The sequence below is a fragment of the Bythopirellula sp. genome (assembly GCF_041737835.1).
Lineage (GTDB): Bacteria > Planctomycetota > Planctomycetia > Pirellulales > Lacipirellulaceae > Bythopirellula.
This window is the reverse complement of record NZ_JBGSQY010000004.1, coordinates 238,486-260,714: the sequence shown is the minus strand read 5'-3', so window position 1 is coordinate 260,714 and position 22,229 is coordinate 238,486. Positions and strand designations below refer to the sequence as shown.

The following is a 22,229-nucleotide window of genomic DNA, read 5'->3' as shown; positions in this document are numbered from 1 at the left end:
AGGTGTAAAAGTCAGCCTCCATGATAGCCGCGTTTGCAGTAGCCAGCAAACAAACCCTTGGGGTCAATGCGCCAAGGGCTTTTTTCGCTGGAAAAGTGAAACCACCGCAATTAGTGCTAAGTAAATTGCCGATGGCTCGGGCACACTCGTGCTCGCCACCACGGGTAGTGCGCCCGTGAATTGTCTTTGCCAGACGAGAAAATCACGGCCATCGACGTCGCCATCGTCATCGGCATCGCCATCTTCATGATCGGCAGAGTTCATGCCATAGTTGTTCTGCCAAGTGAGAAGGTCGTCGCCATCGACGTCGCCGTCTTCGTCGAAGTCGGCGCCAAATTGAGCGAGCAAGCGCACAACATTGGGGAGATATTCCACGCGCCAGCCAAACAAGCCGTCCCAAGTAATCGTGTTAAAGACACCCGAGATGCTGCCCGTGGTGTTGATAATATCGATGCCCGTGCCATAGACAGGTGTGAAACCCGCGAGGGGCGTGATATGCAAATTCCCGCCTAAACTCGCGTCGCCGTCGATATCGATGGCATCATACTGCAGCACGCTCGAGGCTTCGATCCGCAACTGGCCGCTACTACCTTGCTTAAAATCCCCTTCAATTTCAAGCTCACCAATTTGATTGTTAAATCCAGGCCGCAAGCTGCCGGCGGTATTGCTCAGATCGGCCTGCACCGTGCCCGTGGCTTGAAAGTTTGTGCCGGCGCCCAGTTCAATTTCCTGGCCGTGCATTTCACCGCCCGTGTTCAAGAACATTTCGGTATTGGTGACCGTGGTTTTGCCCGCGGTGCGGAATTGAATCGACCCGTTGGTGTCGGCCAAAATGACTTTGGCGTCGGCATTGTTCGTGGGAGCGAATGTCGCCAAGCTTGCAAAATCGATGTGACCACCACTCGTCGCGCGAACGTCGGTGCCGCCGGAGACCATGGTTGTTACGCCGCCGAGATCGATCGTACCACCAACCGCATAGACGTCGGTGTTGTTGAACGTTCCCCCTGCAAAAGTTGTGACGCTCGACAGATCAATCAAACTTCCCACATCCGCTCGTAGAACGGATCCATTGCTGCCGGCAGAGTAACCGGTGAGCGCGGGGGCTGTGATCACGCCGCCATTGCTGGCCAAGAAACTCGTCGTATCGACGCTCGTTAGCGAATCCAAATCGACGACGGACGTTGCTCCTGAGATCTCAATATTGACCGGTCCTAGAGTCGTCAGATTCGGCGATTCTATGATCCCACCATTGGCCGCACGAAGCCTGCCGAGATCGGCATTGTTTGTTCGAGAGAATGTTGTCAGATCGGTCAGCACAACGCGGCCACCATCGTTGGCTTCGACGTTGGTCGATCCGTTAACAATTTGTGTCACATTGTCGATCTCCACGCGTCCCCCCGCAGCCACAACGTTCGTGCGATTGAAGGTGCCGCCGCTGAAGTTTGTCAACGACGAAAGATCGACCAAACTCGTCGCACCAATGGCGATTAGACTACTGCCTGTACTCCCCGCGTTGTAAGTGGCTAGCACCGCCGGAGCCACCGTGCCGCCATTCGTCGCTGTGAAACTCGTGCTATCGACGGATGTCAGATTCGACAAGTTGATCGACGAAGCCGCCCCATCGATTTCGACGAGCACCGGGCCCAATGTTGTCAGACTCGATGTCAAAATGCTGCCCCCGCCCGCAGCTCGCAGGCGGGCCGTATCGGCAAAGTTCGTGCGAGTGAACGTCGTCAGAGCTGAAAGATTGATGGTTGCCGAGTTGGTCGCATCGATCAAAAACGCTCCCGTATTGAGTGACGTCACATTCTCTAATTCAATGATGCCACCATTGTTGGCGATCAGCTTGGAATTGTTAAATGTACCACCATTGAACGTGGTAAGTGGCGACAAATCGAGCTTGCTTCCCGTTCCATCGGCCTGGAAGGTTGAACCACTGCTGTCGGCGATATAGCTTGTCAAGGAATTCAAAGGAACGACGCCGCCATCCAGGGCATAAAATGAAACCGTATTGGCGCTCGTGACGTTGCTCAAACCAATCGACGAGGTGGCACCACTGACTCGAACCGCGATGTGGTTGCTCAGGGTCGTGAGGTTCGGTGTGATGAGTGTTCCGCCGTTGATCGCGCGGAGTTCGCCAAAATCGGTCGTAATGCTGCGGCTGAAAGTCGTTAAGGCATTCAGCGCAATCTGGCTATTCGCTCCATTCGCTTCGATGTACGTCGCGCCACTTGTCATCGATGCGACGTTCTCCATTTCAATCGTGCCACCGCTTGTGGCCGCAAGTACCGCATTAAAGAACCCACCGCCGGTGAACGTGGTTACACCCGAGAGATCGAGCAGACTGCTGGTGCCATCTGATTCGAGCGTAGTGCGATTGTCGCTACGGCCATTGATGGTGCTTAGCACTCCTGGTGAGAACAGCATATTTCCTCCCGCCGAGGCTCGTAGTCCCGAGACATCGCTATTCACCGTGTTGAGAATGTTGAGAGTGCCCGTCTTGCTGATGAGCCGCCCATTCTGCAGATCGATTGTGCCGCTGATCGATCCCCCACCGCTCCCCACCACGAGATCGGAAGGTGTGGTAATTAACAGATTCTCACTCATCGAGAGCGAATTGATCTCGGGTGCCGAACCGCTGAGTGTGATCGTGAGCGTCCCCGGCTGACTGATCGTGACCTGATCAATAAAACTGGGAAGTGCGGGATTGCTCGACCAGTTGCTGGGAGCGAGCCAATCACCACCACTGCCGTTGACCCAACTCACCGGGGCCGCAACGAGTGATAAAGGAGAAAAACTAAGCCCGCAACACACAAACGTCACAAACGCCGAACGCGACATCGAAGCTCCCCCCACTTGGTGCATGAATCTCTTTTTAGCACCGGCAATCTAGTCCTGCGATTGCGGGGTGTCAAACAGAATTAATGTTTGCTTCATATTGCTATCGCGAAAGATTTGCCGACGAGCCACGGCTTAATGTCACGAATCCCAGCAGTAAAAGTACTAAACTCGCAGGCTCGGGCACGCTCGTGCTTGCCGCGAATTGACCAGCATAACCTGATTGCCAATCGGCCAAGTCCCCCAGATTAGGGTTCCGCTGCCACGCAAGAAAGTCACGACCATCGACGTCGCCATCACTATCAAAGTCGCCGGGGAGGGATGCGGAGTAAAGCACTAATGTCGAAACACTGTAAGCGGGCATCGTGTATTGAAACGCGTTGACGAGATTGATGTCGATGTCAGCCGCCTGCTGCGGGTTGGCACTCGCCGATGTAAGCTGGAAAACCTCGGCACGATCAAAACGCAAATCGCTCGTCACGGCGAGTCCCGCATCAAGGGGCTGATTGGTGCGATTGATCGCCACGAGAATCATTCGCGACGGGTCTTCGGAATCGACGCTCGCATACACGGCCGACTGTGCGATGTTGTTGGTGCTGGCGTTGATCGAAGTATCACCGAATTGGCCCCCTTGGCCGTCGTAGTCGAGATACATTTGAAATGCACCATCGGTAAAAGCCTGGCTAGCATCAATGGGCCACAAGGCGGCAGCGAACAATCCTTCGCGGCCAAAGACTCCTAGTGCATCCGCTTGGGCAATCCCGCCCGAGATATGCGCACCACCGCCGTAGTTGTATTCGGTGATCGAGAGTTTTGTGCCAGGATTGAAATCGTTGATATCTCGTTGCAGCCTAGGCAGGAGTGTTACTGGCCCATAATTTCCTGGTGAACCTTGCCATGTGCCCCACTGGCTGATCCAACTTGTCTCGGCATAAGTCGGGTCCCACAACGAACGGGGCGCTTGAATGCGAGCTTCGATCAACCCCGCCGAGGGATTGGGATTGTTGTCGAACGCGATCCGCGTCCCGCCACCCATGGCTTCGGGATACCAATGCACGTCGAGTACGTCCATCAGCTTGCGACCTTGAGCAAGTTCTTCGGTGCGGACTTCTTTGAGCAGCCACTCCAGATAGTGATTCTCGCCGTTCTGGTCGCCGCCGGGATGCGCGGGGGAAGTCGTTCGGTCCGTCGCGTCCTGTAATGTTGTGAACTCGGAATACCCATACGATACTGCCCCCAACACCATTGCATCGGGAGCAACATCTTTGATCGCCGAGGCATGGGCGATCGTTCTAGTTTTCATCTCGGCGAACGTGGGCTTGTTGGGATGAAGTCGCGAATGGGTTTCGCTCCATAAGGCAGGCTCGTTGTCGAGGCTGTAAAATACTTCCGGCGGACTGGATTGTTGTTCGCGGGTTGTCTCGACCCAATTCACAAATTCATCCGTAAAGACATAGTTATCACTTTCATTGGGCGCAAGGCTCAAACTGCTGCCGGGATAAACCGACGATTTCTTGGCGGCCACCTGATGCCACCGCGATGACGGAGCAGTCTGTGCCACGCTCACGGGACCCGCAACATCGGCAGCAACATAACCGGCCATCGGAACCGTGACGACCAAAGCTCGGTTGCTCTGCGCTGCACTCACGAGCGAAGGACGAACAGCTTCGCCCGGCGGCGTGTTGCTCGCGAAATTCTCGACGAGATAGTTGTCGCTTTGATGATTCCAATCGCTCCCAGCATTCGAGGCGTTGGTTTCCCAGTTATAGCCAGACCAACGATTGCCGCCTAAGCGGTCGAGTGTGGCTGGAGCCTCGAAGCCCGCGTTTTCATAAAAGTTAATGCCATAGATATGTGGCGAGATCGCCCGCACGTTCTGCCCAGCATTAACCGTGAATTGCACGTCAGCGGGGCCTGGATTATCGGGAGAGATGGCATGGAGTTGAGCCAGCGTCGTCAATACGCTCAGCGCAAGCACCAACCCACGGATGCAATTCGTCATGATGTCGTTCCCAAGAAAAGCGCCCCTGCGAGGCCACGGCCTCACGGGCACTTATTGTACCAGACGGAATGCGTGTCGGGCATACCGAAATGGTGGATTGCAACAAGTCTCGCTCCGGATTTCCCTAGGATCACGCCGGGATGGAGCGCTTTTGGAACGGGATTTGTAGAATACTATTCGTGGCTTTTTGAACGAACCTTGTCGTCGTTTTAACGTACTTTTCTTTAGAGAGTGATCAGCTTTTGCTCTCGTGTTTTCTGTCTCCGCAAGATTGGGGGAATTATGCAAGTTCAACTCGGCACCGACAACCATATTGAAGGCACTGCGAAACTCGCCGATTACGTACAAGCTCTCGTTCAAGACACGCTCGAACGATTTCAACGACGCATTACCAGCGTGCACGTGCACCTCTCCGATGAAAATAGTGGGCACAAATCGGGCAGTAATGACAAACGGTGTGCGATGGAGGCACGCATTTCGGGTCGGCAACCGCTCACCGTGACCGCCACGGCGTCGACTGTCGATCAATCCCTAGATGGTGCCATCGCGAAGCTGGAAAAGGCTCTGGCGACGCACTTCGATCGACTCGATCAGGCCAAGGGCCGCCCTTCTTTTGCGGGCGAAGAAGCTCTCTAACAAAATCCGCTTGACGACAACCTCCAGCAGCAGTAACCTCTAAATAGTTTCCTAGGAAACTGTTTAGAGGTATGTATGTCTAAGTCGTCTATTAGCAATCTCGAAGATCATCTCGGCTATTGGCTGCGGCTCGTGTCGAATCACGTGTCGCATGCCTTCAAAGCGAAGGTAGAATCCCACGGCGTGACCGTCGCCGAATGGGTCGTGCTGCGCATTCTTTTTACCACGGATGACATTAATCCCAGCCAAATTGCCGAGCAACTCGGCATGACGCGGGGGGCCATTTCCAAGCTGGTCGACCGGCTTGTCGAGAAAAAACTCGTGCAAATTCGCGTAGAAAAAGCCGACCGCCGATTTCAATCGATCTTCCTCACTCCGGCCGGGCGAGCAATGGTCCCTAAGCTTGCTGCGCTCGCTGATGAGAACGACGAAGAATTTTTTAGTTCGCTCAACGACAAGCAGCGGTCTCAACTAGCTTCACTTCTAAAGCAAATCGTCGCCGAGCGTGGGCTTAAGGAAACACCCACCACTTAACAAGGAACATTTCATGACTGTCGAAGCCACCACTCACCTCGCTGAATTAACCAAACGCTCTCGCGCTGGCGAGATCATCTTTCCTGATTTCATCCAAGAACTCGCTGCAATCGGCGTCGAGCGTTACCACACCGATTATTGCCGCCAGGAGAACACCTATTACTTCTCAAGCGGCGAATCATGCGTCGTGGCGGTCCCGCATCCCGCTGAAACGATCGACTCGGAGTTTTCAGAAGCTCGCGTCGAACAGGCGATCCGCCAAAGCCAACGAGGCGAACACACTTATCCTGAGTTCCTGCAAAAGACGATGGCCGCGGGCTGCGTCGGCTATTTCGTGCAAATCACGGGGCGACAAGCTCTTTACTTTGGTCGACGAGGCGAAGTTCACGTCGAACCGTTCCCGCAACCTTCACAGAATTGATCCTCACGCGGCATCGGTCTGGCGTGGATAAGAAACAGCGAACACAATAGAGAACCTCTTAAGTTCGTCGTTGCTCCAGCCCGCGTTGCCCGATGCCTACCAATCCTGAACGAGATCGACTTGTCGAACAAAATGCCGGCAAGGCGGACTGGAAACGCTGGGGCACTTACCTGAGCGATCGTGCCTGGGGCACGGTCCGCGAGGATTACAGTGCGAATGGTGATGCTTGGAATTATTTCCCGCACGATCATGCCCGCAGCCGCGCATTCCGTTGGAGTGAAGACGGCATCGGCGGGTTTTGCGACGACAAACAGCACCTCTGCCTGGCCGTGGCATTCTGGAACGAGCAGGATCACATTCTCAAAGAGCGAATGTTCGGCCTCACCAACCAGCAAGGCAACCACGGTGAGGATGTCAAAGAGTACTATTTCTTTCTCGATGGAACGCCGACGCACTCGTACATGCGGATGCTGTACAAGTATCCGCAGACGGCTTATCCCTACGATGATTTGGTTAAAGTCAACGGCAGCCGTGATCAATCGCAGCCTGAGTACGAATTGCTTGACGCACTCCACGACGAATTTCTCGCCAACAAGTATTTCGACATCACGATCGAATACGCTAAGGCAAGCCCCGAGGACATTCTCTGTCGCATCACGGCTGTCAATCGGGGACCTGATGCGGCACCGCTGCACATTCTGCCGCACCTTTGGTTTCGCAATAACTGGAGCTGGGACGTAAATGGCCAACGCGAGACGATACAAGCGTTCGCCCCCGGTGCCGTGCATACGGCTCATGACCTTTTGGACGAGCGCTGGTGGTATGTCCGTTCGGAAGATGGCCAGCCACTTGAGTTGTTATTCACCGAGAACGAAACAAATTTTGAGCGACTCTACAATGCCCTCAACAATACTTCACCGTACGCCAAAGATGGAATTCATGAATACGTCGTCGACAAGCATCAAGATGCCGTGAATTTTCAGCAAGGCAGCAAGGTTGCGGCGCACGCCCGGGCGGTGATACCCGCGGGAGGGTCGTTCACTGTTGATGTACGATTCTCGCCAACCGAGCTCACCGCACCATTTGGCGGCTTCGACGAAACATTTGTCGCTCGTCGCGCGGAAGCAGATCAGTTTTACGACGCCCTGCATCCCCCCACGATGACCGAAGACCAACAGCTTGTCGCGCGGCAGGCGTTCGCGGGATTGCTGTGGTCAAAGCAATACTATCACTACGACGTGTATCGTTGGCTCAAGGGGGATCCCACCCAACCCAAGCCTCCGGAATCGCGCTGGCAAGCCCGCAATTCTCATTGGAAGGAATTGCACAATGCCGAGGTGATTCTCATGCCCGACACGTGGGAATATCCCTGGTATGCCTCGTGGGATTTGGCGTTTCATTGCGTGGCGATGTCACATATCGACCCCGCATTTGCGAAGCAACAGCTGCGGCAGATGGGCTTCGAGTGGTATCAGCACGCCAACGGCCAGTATCCGGCCTATGAATGGAACTTCGACGACGTGAATCCTCCCGTGATTGGCTGGGCCGCATGGCGGGTTTATCAAATTGATTGCGATATCACCGGTAAGGGCGACACGGCATTTCTCAAGGAAATTTTCCAAAATGAAATGCTCAACTTCAATTTCTGGATCAACCGCAAAGACAGCGAAGGACGCGACGTTTTTGGCGGTGGCTTTCTGGGAATGGACAACATCGGCGTGTTCGATCGCGACCGCCCACTTTCCAACGGCGAACGGCTTGAGCAGTCCGACGGCACAAGTTGGATGGCGTTGTACTGTGTGACGATGCTTACCATGGCGATTGAATTGTCGCAGGAAGATGCCATCTACCAGAACATGGCCGTTAAGTATTTCGAGCACTTTCTGTATATCGCCCACGCGATGACCAACATCGATGGCTGCGGCATTCATTTGTGGGACACCCAGGATGAATTCTTTTACGACGTGATTCAACTTCCCTCCGGTGAAGGCCAGCCGTTAAGAATTCATTCGATGGTCGGACTCATCCCCTTGTTCGCGGTCTGCGCGGCCACGTCTGAGAGAACCAAAGAGCTTGTTGACTTTCGCGAGCGAACACAATGGTTTGTCGAGAATCGTCCCGACTTGCTAAAAAATGTCGCCTCCGTGCTTGAGCCGGGCGTGGGTGGAACGCAACTTTTGGCGATTCTTTCCACGGATCGTTTGAAAGCCATTCTGCGGCGAATGCTCGACCCCGAGGAGTTTCTTTCCGATTACGGCATCCGAGCGTTGTCGCGTTATCACAAAGATCATCCCTATGAGTTTTCACTCGATGGCGAAGAGTTCGTCATCAAATATCTGCCGGCTGAATCCGACAGCCGATTGTTCGGCGGCAATTCCAATTGGCGAGGGCCCATTTGGTTTCCTGTGAATTACCTTATCATTCGCTCGCTGCATGAGTTCTCGCTGTATTTCGGGGACAACCTAAAAGTGGAATGCCCGACGGGATCGAGCCAGATGCTTGGACTTGATGAGGTCGCCCACGAAATTGCGCATCGGCTGACCAATATCTTCTTGCGCGATGAGAACGGCCGCCGTGCCGTGTTCGGCGGTAACGATCTTTTTCAGAATGATCCCGCTTGGCGTGATTGCATTCCCTTTAATGAGTACTTCCATGGCGATAATGGGGCGGGACTCGGGGCGAGCCATCAAACCGGCTGGACGGCGTTAGTCGTGTCGTTGCTCTATGAATACTGGGAACAACATGGACGCAGCTAAGACAGAACTTATTATTCGCTTACACTTACCTCTCGCTCATCGGTTGTGTTTGTCAGCCTTCCCACTTAAACCCGCGCGGTAATAGCCATGGCCAACACTTACGACGTCATCATTATTGGCAGTGGCGCGGGGGGCGGCACCCTGGCCCACCGGCTGGCCCCTTCTGGAAAACGCATTCTGATCATCGAGCGCGGCGACTGGCTGCCGCGCGAGCCGCAGAATTGGCTCACCGAGGAAGTTTTCGTCAACAATCGCTATGTGTCGACAGACATCTGGCATGACAAACAAGGCAAGCCGTTTCAACCCGGCACGCATTATTTTGTCGGTGGGGCAACCAAGATGTATGGCGCCGCGCTCTATCGCCTCCGCCAAGAAGACTTCAGCGAACGGCAGCACGAAGATGGTATCTCGCCGGCCTGGCCGATCAGCTATGACGAACTTGAACCTTACTACACGCTAGCAGAGCAGATGTATCACGTGCATGGTGTGCGGGGCGAAGATCCGACCGAACCTCCTTGCAGTGCCCCCTACCCTCACCCGCCGGTGTCGCATGAGCCTCGCATCGCAAAACTTGCCGAGGACTTGGCTCGCGCCGGTTATCATCCGTTTCATACACCCTGCGGCATTATGCTCGACGAAAGCAACATGCCGTACAGCCGGTGCGTACGCTGCATCGATTGCGACGGCTTTCCTTGCCTAGTGCATGCCAAAAGCGATGCCGAAGTACTAGCCGTTCGCCCCGCGATTGAGCATCCCAACGTGACGCTACTCACGAAGGCGTTGGTCGAGAAGTTAGAAACCAATTCCACGGGGACTGCCGCCACCAAAGTGATTGTTAACCACGATGGCCAGCAAGAAACCTATGAAGCGGGGATCGTCGTTGTTTCCTGCGGTGCCGCCAACTCGGCGAAGTTGCTGCTGATGTCGGCCAACGACAAGCATCCGCGTGGGCTTGCCAATGGCTCGGATCAAGTTGGTCGCAACTACATGTTCCACAACAGCCAGGCTGTGCTCGCGCTCTCCAAAGAGCCTAACCCCACGCAGTATCAAAAGACGCTGGGGATCAACGATTTTTACTTCGGCATGCCAGGCTATGAATTCCCGATGGGGAACATTCAGATGATCGGCAAGTCGCAGGCACCCATGTTTCGTGGCGAGAAGCCGATCGAGACGGCGCTCGCTCCGCAGTGGTCATTGGAAATGATCGCAAGGCATGCGGTCGATTTTTGGCTTTCGACTGAAGATCTCCCGCGCAGCGAAAACCGCGTCACGGTCGATCGCCAAGGCAATATTACGCTCAGCTACACACCGACGAATCAAACGGCCAAGCTAAAGCTCTACGAGAAGCTCAAGTCGATGCTCAGCAGCCTCGACATGCACGATCATTTGATCCCCCGCAATCTTTACATGAAGAACGAAATCGACGTGGGGGGTGTTGCGCATCAATCGGGGACCTGCCGCTTTGGTAGTGATCCCCAAACATCGGTGCTCAACACGAATTGCAAGGCACACGAACTCGACAATCTTTATGTGGTCGACACCAGTTTTTATCCCAGCATTGGAGCGGTGAACCCTGCCCTGACGGCGATGGCCAACGCCTTGCGCGTCGGCGATCATTTGCTCGAACGCATTTAATATAAGGAAGTGCCAATATGAGTCTCAAAGGAAAAGTCGCCATCGTCACGGGCGGTAACAGCGGCATCGGCATGGCCATCGTCTTGGAATTGGCCAAGCAAGGAGCAAATATCGCCATCGACTATGTCTCGAATCCGCAGGCTACCGAAGACCTTGAAAAACGAGTGGCTGCCCTTGGGGATCAAGCCATCGGTATCAAGGCCGACGTGAGCCAGGTGGCCGATCTTGAAAAGCTCATCGCCGGTGCGGTCGAAAAATTCGGACGAGTCGACGTGATGGTGAATAATGCCGGCGTCGAGACGCGCACTTCCATTTTGGATACCACCGAAGCGCAGTACGAAAAGGTGCTCAACATCAATCTCAAGAGCGCCTTTTTCGGCACGCAAATCGCCGCCAAGCAAATGATTAAACAAGGGAGCGGCGGGCGGATTATCAACATCACCTCGGTGCATGAAGACTGGCCCATGCCGGGAAACACGGCCTATTGTCTCTCCAAAGGGGGCATGCGGATGCTCACTCGCACGGCCGGAGTGGAACTCGCATCGCACAACATCCTCGTGGTGGGAGTCGGACCAGGTGCCGTGGCCACGCCGATCAACACCTCGACCATGAATGATCCGGCGTTGCTCAAGAAACTCGACGATGCAATTCCCATCGGCCGGATGGCCAAGCCGGAAGAGATTGCCAGCGTCGTAGCGTTTCTGGCCGGCGACGGGGCGAGTTACATCACTGCCACCACGATTTTTTCTGATGGCGGGATCATGCACAGCAGTCCGGGGTTGTAAGGGGACTCTTGCGAAGTCCTTCCCCAAGCACTGGGAGGGGGCTGCGCTTACTCTTCCATCGCTCGCGCTTTGGAGAGAGCCGACGCGACCAAGCCCGCGGGGACTGAGACGATACCCAAGCCGATCAGAAGAATGGCAAGCGTGAAAACTTTGCCACCGACTGTGACGGGAATTATGTCACCGTAACCGACGGTGGTCAGTGTTTCCACGGACCACCACATGCTGTGGAACACCGACGAGAACTTGTCGGGCTGGGCCTCATGCTCGAAGTAATAGATTCCCACGGCGGAAAAATAGAGCAGCAATATTGCCACGCAGACAAAGAGGATCAACTCCTCCTTGGCGATGAGAAATGCCCGATGAAAGCGGCTGATTGCTTTGCTGTAGCGAACCAGTTTGAACGCTCGAAACAACCGCAAAAAGCGAAACGCACGAATGCTGCGCAGATCGAGTTCTGAGAGAATGTAAAACGGCAAGATCGCCAGCAGATCGATCAACCCGTAAAAGCTGAAAATATAAGCCAGCGGCCGCTCGGCGACGAATATTCGCAGCACATACTCAACCGTGAAGATGGCCACAATCAGAATATTGAGCCGTTCCAGCGAGCTTTCAATCCCCGGGGGCAAGTCCGGCAAGGTTTCGATCGAAAACGAAATCAGCGACACCAAAATGGTCGCTTGAATAAACAAGTCGAAAGCGCGACCCCACCGGCTACGGTGGTCTTCGATCATAGTTTTGAGAAATGACATGCGGCCATGATACTGGCAGCCCGTCATCCGACAAAGTTCACTTAAAGTCGGTGAGTTGCCGTGGTCGAAGACCGGCACGCAGCGCGTTAAGCACGGCCAAAACGTCGATCACTTCTTGGCTGACGGCCCCCGCGACGGGAGTTAAGAGCCCGACACTGGCGAGTCCCATTCCCAGAACGCTCAGCGCCATGCCACCGACTGCACTTTGCAAAGCAATCTTTCGCATGCGGCGGCTGATGTGCATGAATTCGTCGACCCGTTCGAGCGTGCTATCCATAATCACCACGTCGGCCGACTCGGCCGTGATGTCAGAATTCTTGCCGATGGCCACACCCACGCTGGCTGTCATCAACGCGGGGGCATCGTTGATCCCATCCCCAACGTAGAGCGTGCGAGCTTGTTCGGTTTCACGCCTAACGATTTCCACCTTCTCTTCCGGAGTCTTTTCCGCATAAACATCCTTGATCCCCAGCCGATTGGCTAGATATTGCACTTCGGATTCTCGGTCGCCCGACACGATCATTACCCGCGAGAAGGCATGACGGGGTTCTAAATGCTGAATAAAGGAAGCGCCTTCGGCCCGTGGTTCATCGCGAAAGCGGTAAAGTCCCACGTAGCGATCATCGACGATGATGACGCACTCAAGCCCACCGGCGTGAGGCGGAAGTTGCTCGACCCCCACAACACGCAGCGCATTCGCGGCGTTGCGACTACAGATGCGCACGCTGTGACCATCAACGGTCCCTCTGAGTCCTGCGCCCGGTGGTTCGCTGATTTCCGTGGCTTCGATCAGTTTAATCTTCTGTTGTGATGCTTTATCAAGCACCGCCAATGCCAATGGATGCTTGGAGTAGCGCTCGACGCTCGCGACCAATTGCAAAATCTGCTCAACATTCTCGCCTAGCACGAGGATTTGTTCGGTCAGCACCGGCTGACCGTAGGTGAGTGTCCCCGTTTTATCAAAGATCGCCGTACGGCATGTCGTGACCGTCTCCAGAGCCACGGGATTTTTGACGATGATGCCGCGTCGCGCGGATTGGGAAATCGCTCCAATAATGCACACCGGAATGGCGATCAACAGCGGACAGGGAGTCGCCACAACCAGCACGGCCAAGAAGCGTTGCGACTGGCCGCTAATGATCCAAGCGATCAAGGCAATCGCCACCGCGAGCGGCGTGTAGTAAGCCCCCAGCGTATCGCCCAAGCGCCGTAGCCGCGGCCGACCCAGCTCAGCCTCGTGCATCACTTGCATAATTTTGGCGTAACGGGAATCTGCCGCGACGCGAATCGCTCGAATTGTTAAAGCCGCTTCGCCATTGATCGCACCCGAGATGACCTCCGACCCAGGTGTTTTGGACATCTGAAACGGTTCGCCCGTGAGAAACGATTCGTCCATCACACCCCGCCCTTCGATTACAACACCATCGACGGGGCATATCTCGTGAGGAAACACAACGAGCGTATCGCCAATGGCGACCTCGGGCAGACCAATATCCGTGACGGTGGTAGCGACACGCCGATGGGCAACCGCCGGCATACGTTGCGCAAGTGCACGCAAGACCGAAGACGCACTGCGAACAGCATAAGCCTCGAGGGCTTCCCCGCCCGAGAGCATCAGAACGACTAATGCCCCTGCTAAGTATTCGCCCAGGATCGTGGCCGTGACAATGGACATGCCAGCAAGCAGGTCCGAGCCGAACTCGAACCTCACCAGCTTCACAAGTAGCTCATAGACCAACGGGATTCCACCGCCAATCAGCACCACCCACAGTGGCAAGTTGTAAACATCGGCCGTAGTTTGCCAGCCGAAACGTAGAACGAGATGCGCTGCGATTCCTAGAATCGCCAGGGCGGCAATAAGTAGCATCCGCCGGGCGGTAATGAACTGCAAGACTTTGGGTATCAACGAGACGAAGAGAATGGGCATACCGTTATCATAAGACTTCGGCAACCGTTTCGACAGCACACCACAGGGTTATGATTCCGCCGTTTCTTGATACTCCTGGCTGATCGTATGCACAAATTCGGCACCAAAGAAGAGAACCGTCGCGGCATAATAGGCCCAAAGCATGATTGCGATAAAAGCTCCGATCACGCCATAGGCACTGTCGTAGCGGTCACCAATCACGAAGCTGGCCAGCACCTGTCGGCCGATTTCCCAAATTAACGCGGCGAAGACTCCGCCGTTGAGCGCCGCCAGCCAGGGGACCTTGGTGTTGGGAATCGCATAGTACAACACGGAAAAGACCGCGGCGTTTAGAACCCACGACACAAGGATCTGAGTCGTCCAGGTTAACCATGGGATCGTCGTAAACCATTGGCTCGTGGCCGTGATCGCCACACCGCTGGCGAAGATTACAAACAACACGCATAACAAACCAAGCAACATCACGAACGCTTTAAGTCGCACGTAGACGACTCCGACAATGGTTCCCCAAATGCCGCGAGAATCGTCGGCCTTGATCTTCCAGATGCGATTGAACGCGATATCGATTTCGGCAAACAGTGCGATCACTACGACTAAAAGCGTAATGATACCTGCCGGTCCTCCCAGCGAGGCTCGCTCTTGCACTTCACGCAGCGCGCGGGCCACCTGCTCCTGCAAATTCGGTGAGAGTTGATCGCCGATCGCTTCGAGAATTTGCTCCTCGGCTCGGCCACCGGCTTGCGTTACGTTTAGGAAAATGCCAAAGCTCGACAGCAGGATCATCAGCAAAGGAAAGAACGCGAGCGCCGTGTAGTAGGCCACCGACGCGGCCAGGGTCGAGCAACGATCGGCCGACCAATTCTGAGAGGTGGTATAAAGCAGGTGAAAAAAATGCCGAACGTGAATCATAGCTCGGCATTGTAGCATGCCAGCGGCCATGACTCACTGCGAATCTGCGCTGATCGTTTCCTCACCACTTCGGGTCGCCAGCGCTCGCCAAACGGCGGGATTGATGTCGTCGCTATAGAAACGGACCGACCCATCGACTCGTGCGGCGTTCACTCCGCCCGGGTGCATGCTCCGCGCGGAACGCCAGCCAAAGGCTGCGTAACGCTCACTAAGCGGAGAAAGCAACTTAGCCGACATGCAATCCAACTCCGAGGAATTTGGCGGACGATAATGGTTGTACATCGCCGAACGATACTCGCCATTGGCCCATGAGAAGCCCGGCGGATCGGTGAAGTTAAATAGTATCGTGGCATCGCAAGCCGTCTGAGTCAGCGGCGCGGCACTGGCAAACACATAGGCCGTCCGCTCTTCGACCTGATCGCGTGGGGTGAGTTGTGGAATAAAGTCTCCTAAAGTCGTTTCCGCCAAATAGACCGTTTGGCTCGTGCCATCGGCGATCTCGGCTAACGAGACGCGCGAATTAATGTAAAACACTCCATCCGCGGTCAGCGGTGTCCCCCCCTCGATGCCGCTCCCCGCCGAGGCCGCGTAGTTCGTGGGTCCGAAGCGCGGGCTCACCCGTTCCATACGATCGCTGGGGCAAAGCATGCTTGGAATGATCTGCTCGAGTGTCGCCTGATTTTCGTCGGGGATTGAAAAGTCTTTGCGATACATCGGCAAGGACAAATCAAGTTGCGCGTAGAGTGCGGCGTTTTCAAAATGAGGCATCACTTGTGCGAAAGCTGACCAACGGTAAAACGTGTGCGGCATTGCGGGATCGTTTGGATCGGCTTGAGCGACCGAGCCCGACGGAAAGTGGCCCTGTGCCGCTTCGTAGTTGTGCATGGCCAAAGACAGTTGCTTGAGCCGATTCAAGCAATCGTTTCGGCGTGAGCTTTCACGCGCGGCTTGAATCGCGGGCAGCAAGAACCCCACGAGCAGACTGATGATCGCAATCACAACCAACAGTTCCACCAACGAAAAAGCACTGTTGCGCCATCGAGCGCGAAGCACGAGCATCCTGTCATTCCAATGATGCTCGTGTTCGTTCATAGGCCTCTCTGCTGAATATCGAGTTCAATTATCCCCGATGTGATCGGCGGAACCAAGCCCCGCAACTCAAGGCAAGTAGCGCAATAACGGCGCTACTTGGTTCGGGGATCGCTGTGGTCGCTAGAACTGGCACGTAGCGAGCCAGCGCGGTCGGCTGAAACGAACCGGAAACGCCCGAGTTGCCGAAGCCACGTTGCCACGCCAGAAAATCTCGGCCATCGGTATCAAAATCGCCATCGAGGTCAGCGCTCGCGGCAGGATTCATGGGGTCGTAAGTCACGCCGTAGTACTCTTGCCAAATGAGCAAATCCGCTTCATCGACAACCGTATCGCGATTCACATCACCCACCAAGAATGGTGCTTGTCCTTGAAAGAATTGATTAAACCGCGTGATGCTGCCAGGAAATAAATTCGGACCGTAAAAAGGATCGCTGGGATTATCGTTGCCCAGGCTTGTGGCCAAAATGTTCCCGTCATCACCAACAAGCACACCAGACGGATAAGGCAAAGGTGCGCCGAAAGGGCTGCCTGAAACAACTTCTCCTGCTTCCACGTCGAATTTGATTACTGCCTGACCAATCAGGCTCGCAACAAACAAGTCGCCGCTGGAATCAAATGCTAAACCATTGAATCCAGATGCTGGAGCGGGAATCGCTAAGGTGACATCAGAACCCGCAGCAAATGTTGTGGCCATCGTGCTAAAGGGATCGGAAGGATTCACCAACGGGGCGTCGTATTTCAAGATCGAGCCAAAGCCAACAACATTAAATTCGCTCACATAGAGATTGCCAGCATCATCAAAAGCAATCCCTCCACGCCCTGAGGGCGACGAGCCTGTTCCCAAAGTTTGGAGGGGTGCACCACTCGCATCATAGCGAAACACTTCGTCGCCGTCGAAGTTGCCAAACTCGGAAACAAAGAACGAGTTGCTGGCGGCATGATAGGCAATGCCCCCGGCTCCACCGACATTGGTAATAAAATCCGTCGTAGTGCCATTCACGGGATCGACCTTAACCACGCTGGCTGCTGAACCGGGAAAGCCTGAAACAGAATTCGTAACGTAGAGAAATCCATCGCCACCGAAAGTCATGCCCGAGGGTTGGTCGAGCCCCTGATCGGTCACGACGCGCAAGAAATCTCCACTTGTTTCATCGAACGACAAGATGCGATTGGTGGCGCGATCGGCCACGAACACTTCACCGGCCTCGGCCGTAAGAGAAACACAATTCAATAGCAAGACACAACAGATCGAGCGTGTGGAGCGAACACAGAATAGCAAACTCATAGCAGCAGCTTCCCCGATGATGAATTTCAAACCTCGGCTGCCCGCATAATGCGGACATCGAACCGATAGATTGCCGCCCGACTGCTTGGCTTGCTGTAGACAGGTATGGCTACCGCGCAGAAGGCAATACAACGCGCAAGGCGGGATGAATGGCGAGAAACGTGTTGTTCCGATAACGAATCGCCTATTGTCCCCAGCGCTAGAAACAGCGTCAATACGCTGCTCGAACCGATTGGTTCACACGGTCCACAAAATTATAGGAAAAATGTTGCAGGCTATTTCACAACCAATGACGCGATTTGCCGCAAATGAATCGCTTTCTTGAGACGCAATTAATGCGGCAATTCGGCCAAGGCTTGTTCAATGCCGTTCCACAATTGAAGCCGTGCTTCCAGGGCCCCCACCGCGGCGGCTTCAGCTGCTTGCCAGCGAACGGGATCATCGCCACACAGAAATTCCACGAGCCGCCCCGCCATGGGGCCATGCTGATCGCCGTCCAAATCAATATGGCGCTCGAGGTAGTATTTGAACGCATCGAGATTCGTCCCCTGTGTCGCACTCAGCTGCTCGACGATTTGCCGAAATAAGTCGGGTAACAAATCTTCCCGACCAAACGCGAACGCCGAAGCAATCGCACAGAGATCGCCGCTGTCGATGACTTTAAACGTATGTTGCACAAAGTCTCGTACGCTAGACGGCACGCTAGAAACTTGCAAAGCCGCTTCAATCTTCAATCCTTGCCCTAAGCCTAAAAGAAACTGATCGATCTGCCGCGTGTCGGCACCGCAGCCTTGCATCGACTGATAATACAAATCGAAATGACTAGCGAATCCGCCCGAGCCATCCTCATCGCTTTCCTCGGCCAGCACGATTTCATTCACGAGCCGGCAGCCCTCGCGATTGATCGGCGGCAACCACGGCACGCTCACCGAGCAGAGTTGCAATTGCAACGCCTTCAGCAGTGACATGAAATCCCACACCGCGAACACATGATGCTGCATAAAGATGCGCAAGGCATCGATGCTTTGCATCCGCAAATACAGTGGATGATCGAGCAAAGCTTGGCGCAATGGCTCTAAACGGCCATGGATTTCGGCAAATGAACTCACAGTGATCCCTCGGGTTTGCTGTCGAAGTCAGCAATGTACCATGCCGAGAGAATTAACCGTAGCGACGGCTGACCGTAAACAAACCCAAAACGGTCATCGCCAGCAGAATGCAGGCGGGTTCCGGCACAGCAGTAGCAGCTGAAAACGCCATCAGCGGTGCACTGCCCGCTTGCTGTTGCCAGATCAGGAAGTCGCGACCATCGCTGTCGTTATCTCCATCCGCATCACCAAGCTGATTGAGTTTGTAGGCACCCTGCCAGATGGCCAAATCCGTGGGGTCCACATCCCCATCTTCATCAAAGTCGGCCGAGAAAAATGGCTTGTTGACGACTTGCAGCTGCACGGCATTCCCTAAGTATTCGATGTGAAAAGCCAACCCGGCGGGCATGCCCGACACGTCGGCGTAGTCAAATACGCCCGTCACCGAGTTACCTGTGATGATGTTGAACGTGTTGCCCAAAGCTGGCACAAAACCGCCGTCGATATCGATATTGAGATAGCCATCGACGATCGCATCGCCATCTGCCACCAGACGATCGAAGGCATTGAGACCCGTGCCAGTAATCTCAACGAACAATTCACTCGTGGTCGATTGCTGGAAGTCAAACAGATCGACGCGGCCGATGCCCTCTGAATTGCCCGGTCGAAATGCGCCCTGCATATCGAGCAGCACGCCGATGTCGGCGCCGTTTTCGCCGACCATGTGACTGCCATCGGGGACGATCAGCGCTCCCGTACCACTGAATGTCGCGCCATTTTCAATGATGATGTTGTTGTTTTCGAGGCGGAGATTCGCATTCAAAGTTGTTACACTGCCAGATTCAAAACTGAGAAATCGGTTATTCTCGACTTTGATCCTGGATTGACTACCCGCTTCGACGGTGACCGTGCCGCCGATGTCCGTACTGTTGGTCGACTCGTACGTGCCGCTGGAGAGGATGAGTTCTGAACCGGGGTCAAAGTCCAGCGCGAAACCATTGGTAAACACTCGACCCCCAGGTGCTGCACCCGCCGTACCGGTGAAACCAAAAGCAGCCCCCACATCGCGCAGCTCAAGGACCGCCCCGGCGTTGGCGATCAGTTCGCCTGTGTTTGTCGTACCGTCCCAATCGTTGTCGTTGCCGGCCGTCTGGAAGATCAGTGTCCCTCCGCCGTTGCCGCCCAACAGTTGAGTATTGTTGATCACCCGAGCGGTAACCGTTCCAAAACCTTGAATGCCGTTGCCGGTGTCGTTGGTGATCGTGCCACCCTGCAAGGTGCCGCCCAGCATGGAAACCGCGGCAGCGACACTATTGTTCCACGCCGCGGGAATATTTAGCACGCCGTCTTCGTCGTCAGTACCAATGATGTTGACATCAATGATGTCACCGTTAATGGTCAAGGTGCCATCGTCGGCCCGCAAGTTGGCAGTGCCGTCGAAGTCGACATCTGTATTGATCGTGCCGAAGCCATGCAGAGCCCGCGCCGTATCGGCCCCCAATATGCCGACGCCAGTAATCGTGCCGCCAGCAATCGTGTTGTGATCGTTCGTCGTGCCGCCCGCTAGCCGCAACGGTTCCGCCGCGGTACTGATGTTCACAGTTCCCGCAATATCCAATCTTGACGTCGTTCGCACATCACCAATGACATTCACTGTGCCGTTGAGATTGACATCATTTCCCGCGAGTAGCGTTGCAGCAGTAGCGTCGTTCACCAAATTCATGACGCCCTGAGCATTCATGGTCCATTCGGCATTCGGGTCGTCAAGATTCACCGTCAGCACGCCCGTACCCCCATTGTTATTAATGTCGAGCAGATTGGTTCCTCCGCCAGCGTTGTTCTTGCCAAACGAACGCATCAGCTCGGCATTGATCGTGAGCGGCGCGTCGATGTTGATCGTGTCGCCAACACTGTCGGCACCATCCAAATCAACCGTGCCACCCACCATGTTGAGCGTCGTTGCCTCGCTGAAATTTACGCCAGCGCTGAAAATGATTTCGCCGCTGCCCGTGAACTCCGCATTGTTCCCACCGTTGACGCTGTTGAAATTCACGAGTGCCAGAAAGTGAGCCGTTGCCCCACCGGCCACGTTCACATCCGCATCGGAATTAAAATCTACTTGAGCGCCAAACTGTGTCGGCTGAGATCCGCTGATATTGACATCCGCATCGAGCACACCGGAATCGTTGCCAATATCCAGCGCATCACCCGTCCACAAGCTTTGATTGCTGCCACTGGCCGTCGAGTTCAACACGCCATCCATCACAAATTCCGCGTCAGTCACACTGACCGAAATCGTGCTACTGTCGAGATTGACCGTGCCGTCAAACACATTGGTCACTGAATCGGTGTCATAATCGCCCGTGTTGATGGTCAGATTACTATCACCCGTGACCGTGATCACATTCGTGGCAGCGTTGGCACCATCCATGTTGAAGTTGGCTTGGTTGATCGTGACCGTATGGCCTCCCTCAACGCGTAGGCTCGAGGATGTGGTCGGCAACGTCATGTTGGCGGCGTTGGCGATTGTTGTGTTCGAGTTGAACACCACCAAACCATTGTTCACAAAATTGCCACCATTCAGGGTAAACGGCGCATCGAAGTGCAAAGTGCCGTCCGTGTCGACGACAGTAATTGTCCCACTGTTTTGCGAAAAGCTGGCACCGGCTATCGTCGAAGTGCCTGCTGCAACGGCAGGAAACCCACCAGTCGCGCCGTTGTCGATATCGAGTGTGGCATTGGCACCCAAAATCCAAGCGCTTGACATATCGAGCTTCGTATCATGAAACATTTCTATCGTACCGTTAAAAATATCGGCAAGCGGGATATCGATATCGAGCGTTTGATTGCGTCGGACGATGACGCTACCAGACTCGCCAGCACCATCGAGGTCAATCCGTGCATCATCATCGGACGCTACTAACAGAAGTGTTCCCACCTGCGGCGCACCAAAGATCACTAGCGGGCTACGCTGGGCGGTAATTGTGCCATCGTTGATGATCTGTGTCGTTACCACGCCTAGGATGTCTGCCACCCTCAACGTGCCATGCCCCAAGATCTCGCCACCCGCATTGATATCGACGAGGCTCGCATTGGGCTGGATATCCAATCGGACCACCCCTCCATCGATTTCCACGTCAGCTCCATTATTGATCGTTAGATTGTCAATCTCTAACTGCGAGTTGGCCCCACCGACGATCAGATTTGTATTTGCGTCACTGACTTGGACCAATCCATCAACGGTTAAGTCGAAATCATTCGTGAATAAGTCGATTCCGCCCGACAGAGTCAGGCCGATGACGGTATTGGTGCTTGCCAAACTTACCGCGTTGTTCGTGTTAAATATGGCGACATCGTCGCTATCGGGTTCGTCAACTGGATTCCAGCCGGCAGTGACCCCTTCCGTCCAAGTGCCATCTCCCCCAATCCATGTGATATTCGCGGCGTATGTCGCCGAAAAAGTTAGAACTGACATCAAAGCCAACACGAAGCGCAGCGCGGCCCAAGAAAGAGTCTTCACGGAAATCCCCTCAATAGAAAGAGATGTGCTCTACGATCGCAGTCCTCGCGAT

The 22,229-nt window shown here is 54.7% G+C and carries 15 protein-coding genes; 6 read left to right on the top strand and 9 right to left on the bottom strand.

Features of this window, described 5'->3' with window-relative positions; translation table 11 throughout:
• Nucleotides 1-63 precede the first annotated feature (63 nt).
• A complete protein-coding gene (locus AC6T8Q_RS02530; protein WP_500677598.1) occupies nucleotides 64-2,841 on the bottom strand; it encodes a beta strand repeat-containing protein in 2,778 nt (925 codons plus the stop codon).
• A 100-nt stretch (nucleotides 2,842-2,941) separates the two neighbouring features.
• Nucleotides 2,942-4,840 carry a glycoside hydrolase family 44 protein gene (locus AC6T8Q_RS02525; protein WP_500677597.1) on the bottom strand — a complete coding sequence of 633 codons (1,899 nt, stop codon included), beginning with the start codon at nucleotides 4,838-4,840 and terminating at the stop codon, nucleotides 2,942-2,944.
• Between the two features lie 282 nt (nucleotides 4,841-5,122).
• Here AC6T8Q_RS02525 and AC6T8Q_RS02520 point away from each other — a divergent pair, with 282 nt between their 5' ends.
• The 6 genes from AC6T8Q_RS02520 (at nucleotide 5,123) to AC6T8Q_RS02495 (ending at nucleotide 11,607) form a co-directional block, all read left to right on the top strand.
• Nucleotides 5,123-5,476, top strand: coding sequence for an HPF/RaiA family ribosome-associated protein (locus AC6T8Q_RS02520; protein WP_496920879.1), 354 nt, complete (start codon nucleotides 5,123-5,125; stop codon nucleotides 5,474-5,476).
• A 75-nt stretch (nucleotides 5,477-5,551) separates the two neighbouring features.
• Nucleotides 5,552-6,010, top strand: a complete 459-nt coding sequence (locus AC6T8Q_RS02515) for a MarR family winged helix-turn-helix transcriptional regulator (RefSeq protein WP_500677596.1) — start codon at nucleotides 5,552-5,554, stop codon at nucleotides 6,008-6,010.
• 13 nt (nucleotides 6,011-6,023) lie between these two features.
• Nucleotides 6,024-6,431: a DUF1398 domain-containing protein gene (locus AC6T8Q_RS02510; RefSeq protein WP_500677595.1), complete on the top strand. Its 408-nt coding sequence runs from the start codon at nucleotides 6,024-6,026 to the stop codon at nucleotides 6,429-6,431.
• Between the two features lie 92 nt (nucleotides 6,432-6,523).
• Nucleotides 6,524-9,187 (top strand): MGH1-like glycoside hydrolase domain-containing protein, encoded by a 2,664-nt coding sequence (locus AC6T8Q_RS02505; RefSeq protein WP_500677594.1) that lies wholly within the window; start codon nucleotides 6,524-6,526, stop codon nucleotides 9,185-9,187.
• 87 nt (nucleotides 9,188-9,274) lie between these two features.
• Nucleotides 9,275-10,822 (top strand): GMC oxidoreductase, encoded by a 1,548-nt coding sequence (locus AC6T8Q_RS02500; protein WP_500677593.1) that lies wholly within the window; start codon nucleotides 9,275-9,277, stop codon nucleotides 10,820-10,822.
• 17 nt (nucleotides 10,823-10,839) lie between these two features.
• Entirely contained in the window at nucleotides 10,840-11,607 is a 768-nt protein-coding gene (locus AC6T8Q_RS02495) for an SDR family NAD(P)-dependent oxidoreductase (RefSeq protein WP_500677592.1), read from the top strand.
• A gap of 47 nt (nucleotides 11,608-11,654) precedes the next feature.
• Here AC6T8Q_RS02495 and AC6T8Q_RS02490 read toward each other — a convergent pair whose 3' ends face one another.
• The 7 genes from AC6T8Q_RS02490 to AC6T8Q_RS02460 form a co-directional block, all read right to left on the bottom strand.
• Nucleotides 11,655-12,356: an ion transporter gene (locus AC6T8Q_RS02490; RefSeq protein ID WP_500677591.1), complete on the bottom strand. Its 702-nt coding sequence runs from the start codon at nucleotides 12,354-12,356 to the stop codon at nucleotides 11,655-11,657.
• A gap of 37 nt (nucleotides 12,357-12,393) precedes the next feature.
• The gene (locus tag AC6T8Q_RS02485; protein WP_500677590.1) at nucleotides 12,394-14,283 is read right to left on the bottom strand and encodes a heavy metal translocating P-type ATPase; all 1,890 of its coding nucleotides are present in this window, start codon (nucleotides 14,281-14,283) and stop codon (nucleotides 12,394-12,396) included.
• A gap of 48 nt (nucleotides 14,284-14,331) precedes the next feature.
• Nucleotides 14,332-15,222, bottom strand: coding sequence for a YihY/virulence factor BrkB family protein (locus AC6T8Q_RS02480; RefSeq protein WP_500677589.1), 891 nt, complete (start codon nucleotides 15,220-15,222; stop codon nucleotides 14,332-14,334).
• 3 nt (nucleotides 15,223-15,225) lie between these two features.
• The gene (locus AC6T8Q_RS02475) at nucleotides 15,226-16,284 is read right to left on the bottom strand and encodes a DUF1559 family PulG-like putative transporter (RefSeq protein ID WP_500677588.1); all 1,059 of its coding nucleotides are present in this window, start codon (nucleotides 16,282-16,284) and stop codon (nucleotides 15,226-15,228) included.
• Between the two features lie 28 nt (nucleotides 16,285-16,312).
• Nucleotides 16,313-17,569 (bottom strand): dockerin type I domain-containing protein, encoded by a 1,257-nt coding sequence (locus AC6T8Q_RS02470; RefSeq protein ID WP_500677587.1) that lies wholly within the window; start codon nucleotides 17,567-17,569, stop codon nucleotides 16,313-16,315.
• Nucleotides 17,570-17,901: 332 nt separating this feature from the next.
• A complete protein-coding gene (locus AC6T8Q_RS02465) occupies nucleotides 17,902-18,678 on the bottom strand; it encodes a DUF3050 domain-containing protein (RefSeq protein ID WP_500677586.1) in 777 nt (258 codons plus the stop codon).
• A 52-nt stretch (nucleotides 18,679-18,730) separates the two neighbouring features.
• Complete coding sequence (locus AC6T8Q_RS02460; protein ID WP_500677585.1) at nucleotides 18,731-22,177, bottom strand: beta strand repeat-containing protein; 3,447 nt, start codon at nucleotides 22,175-22,177, stop codon at nucleotides 18,731-18,733.
• Nucleotides 22,178-22,229: the final 52 nt, after the last annotated feature.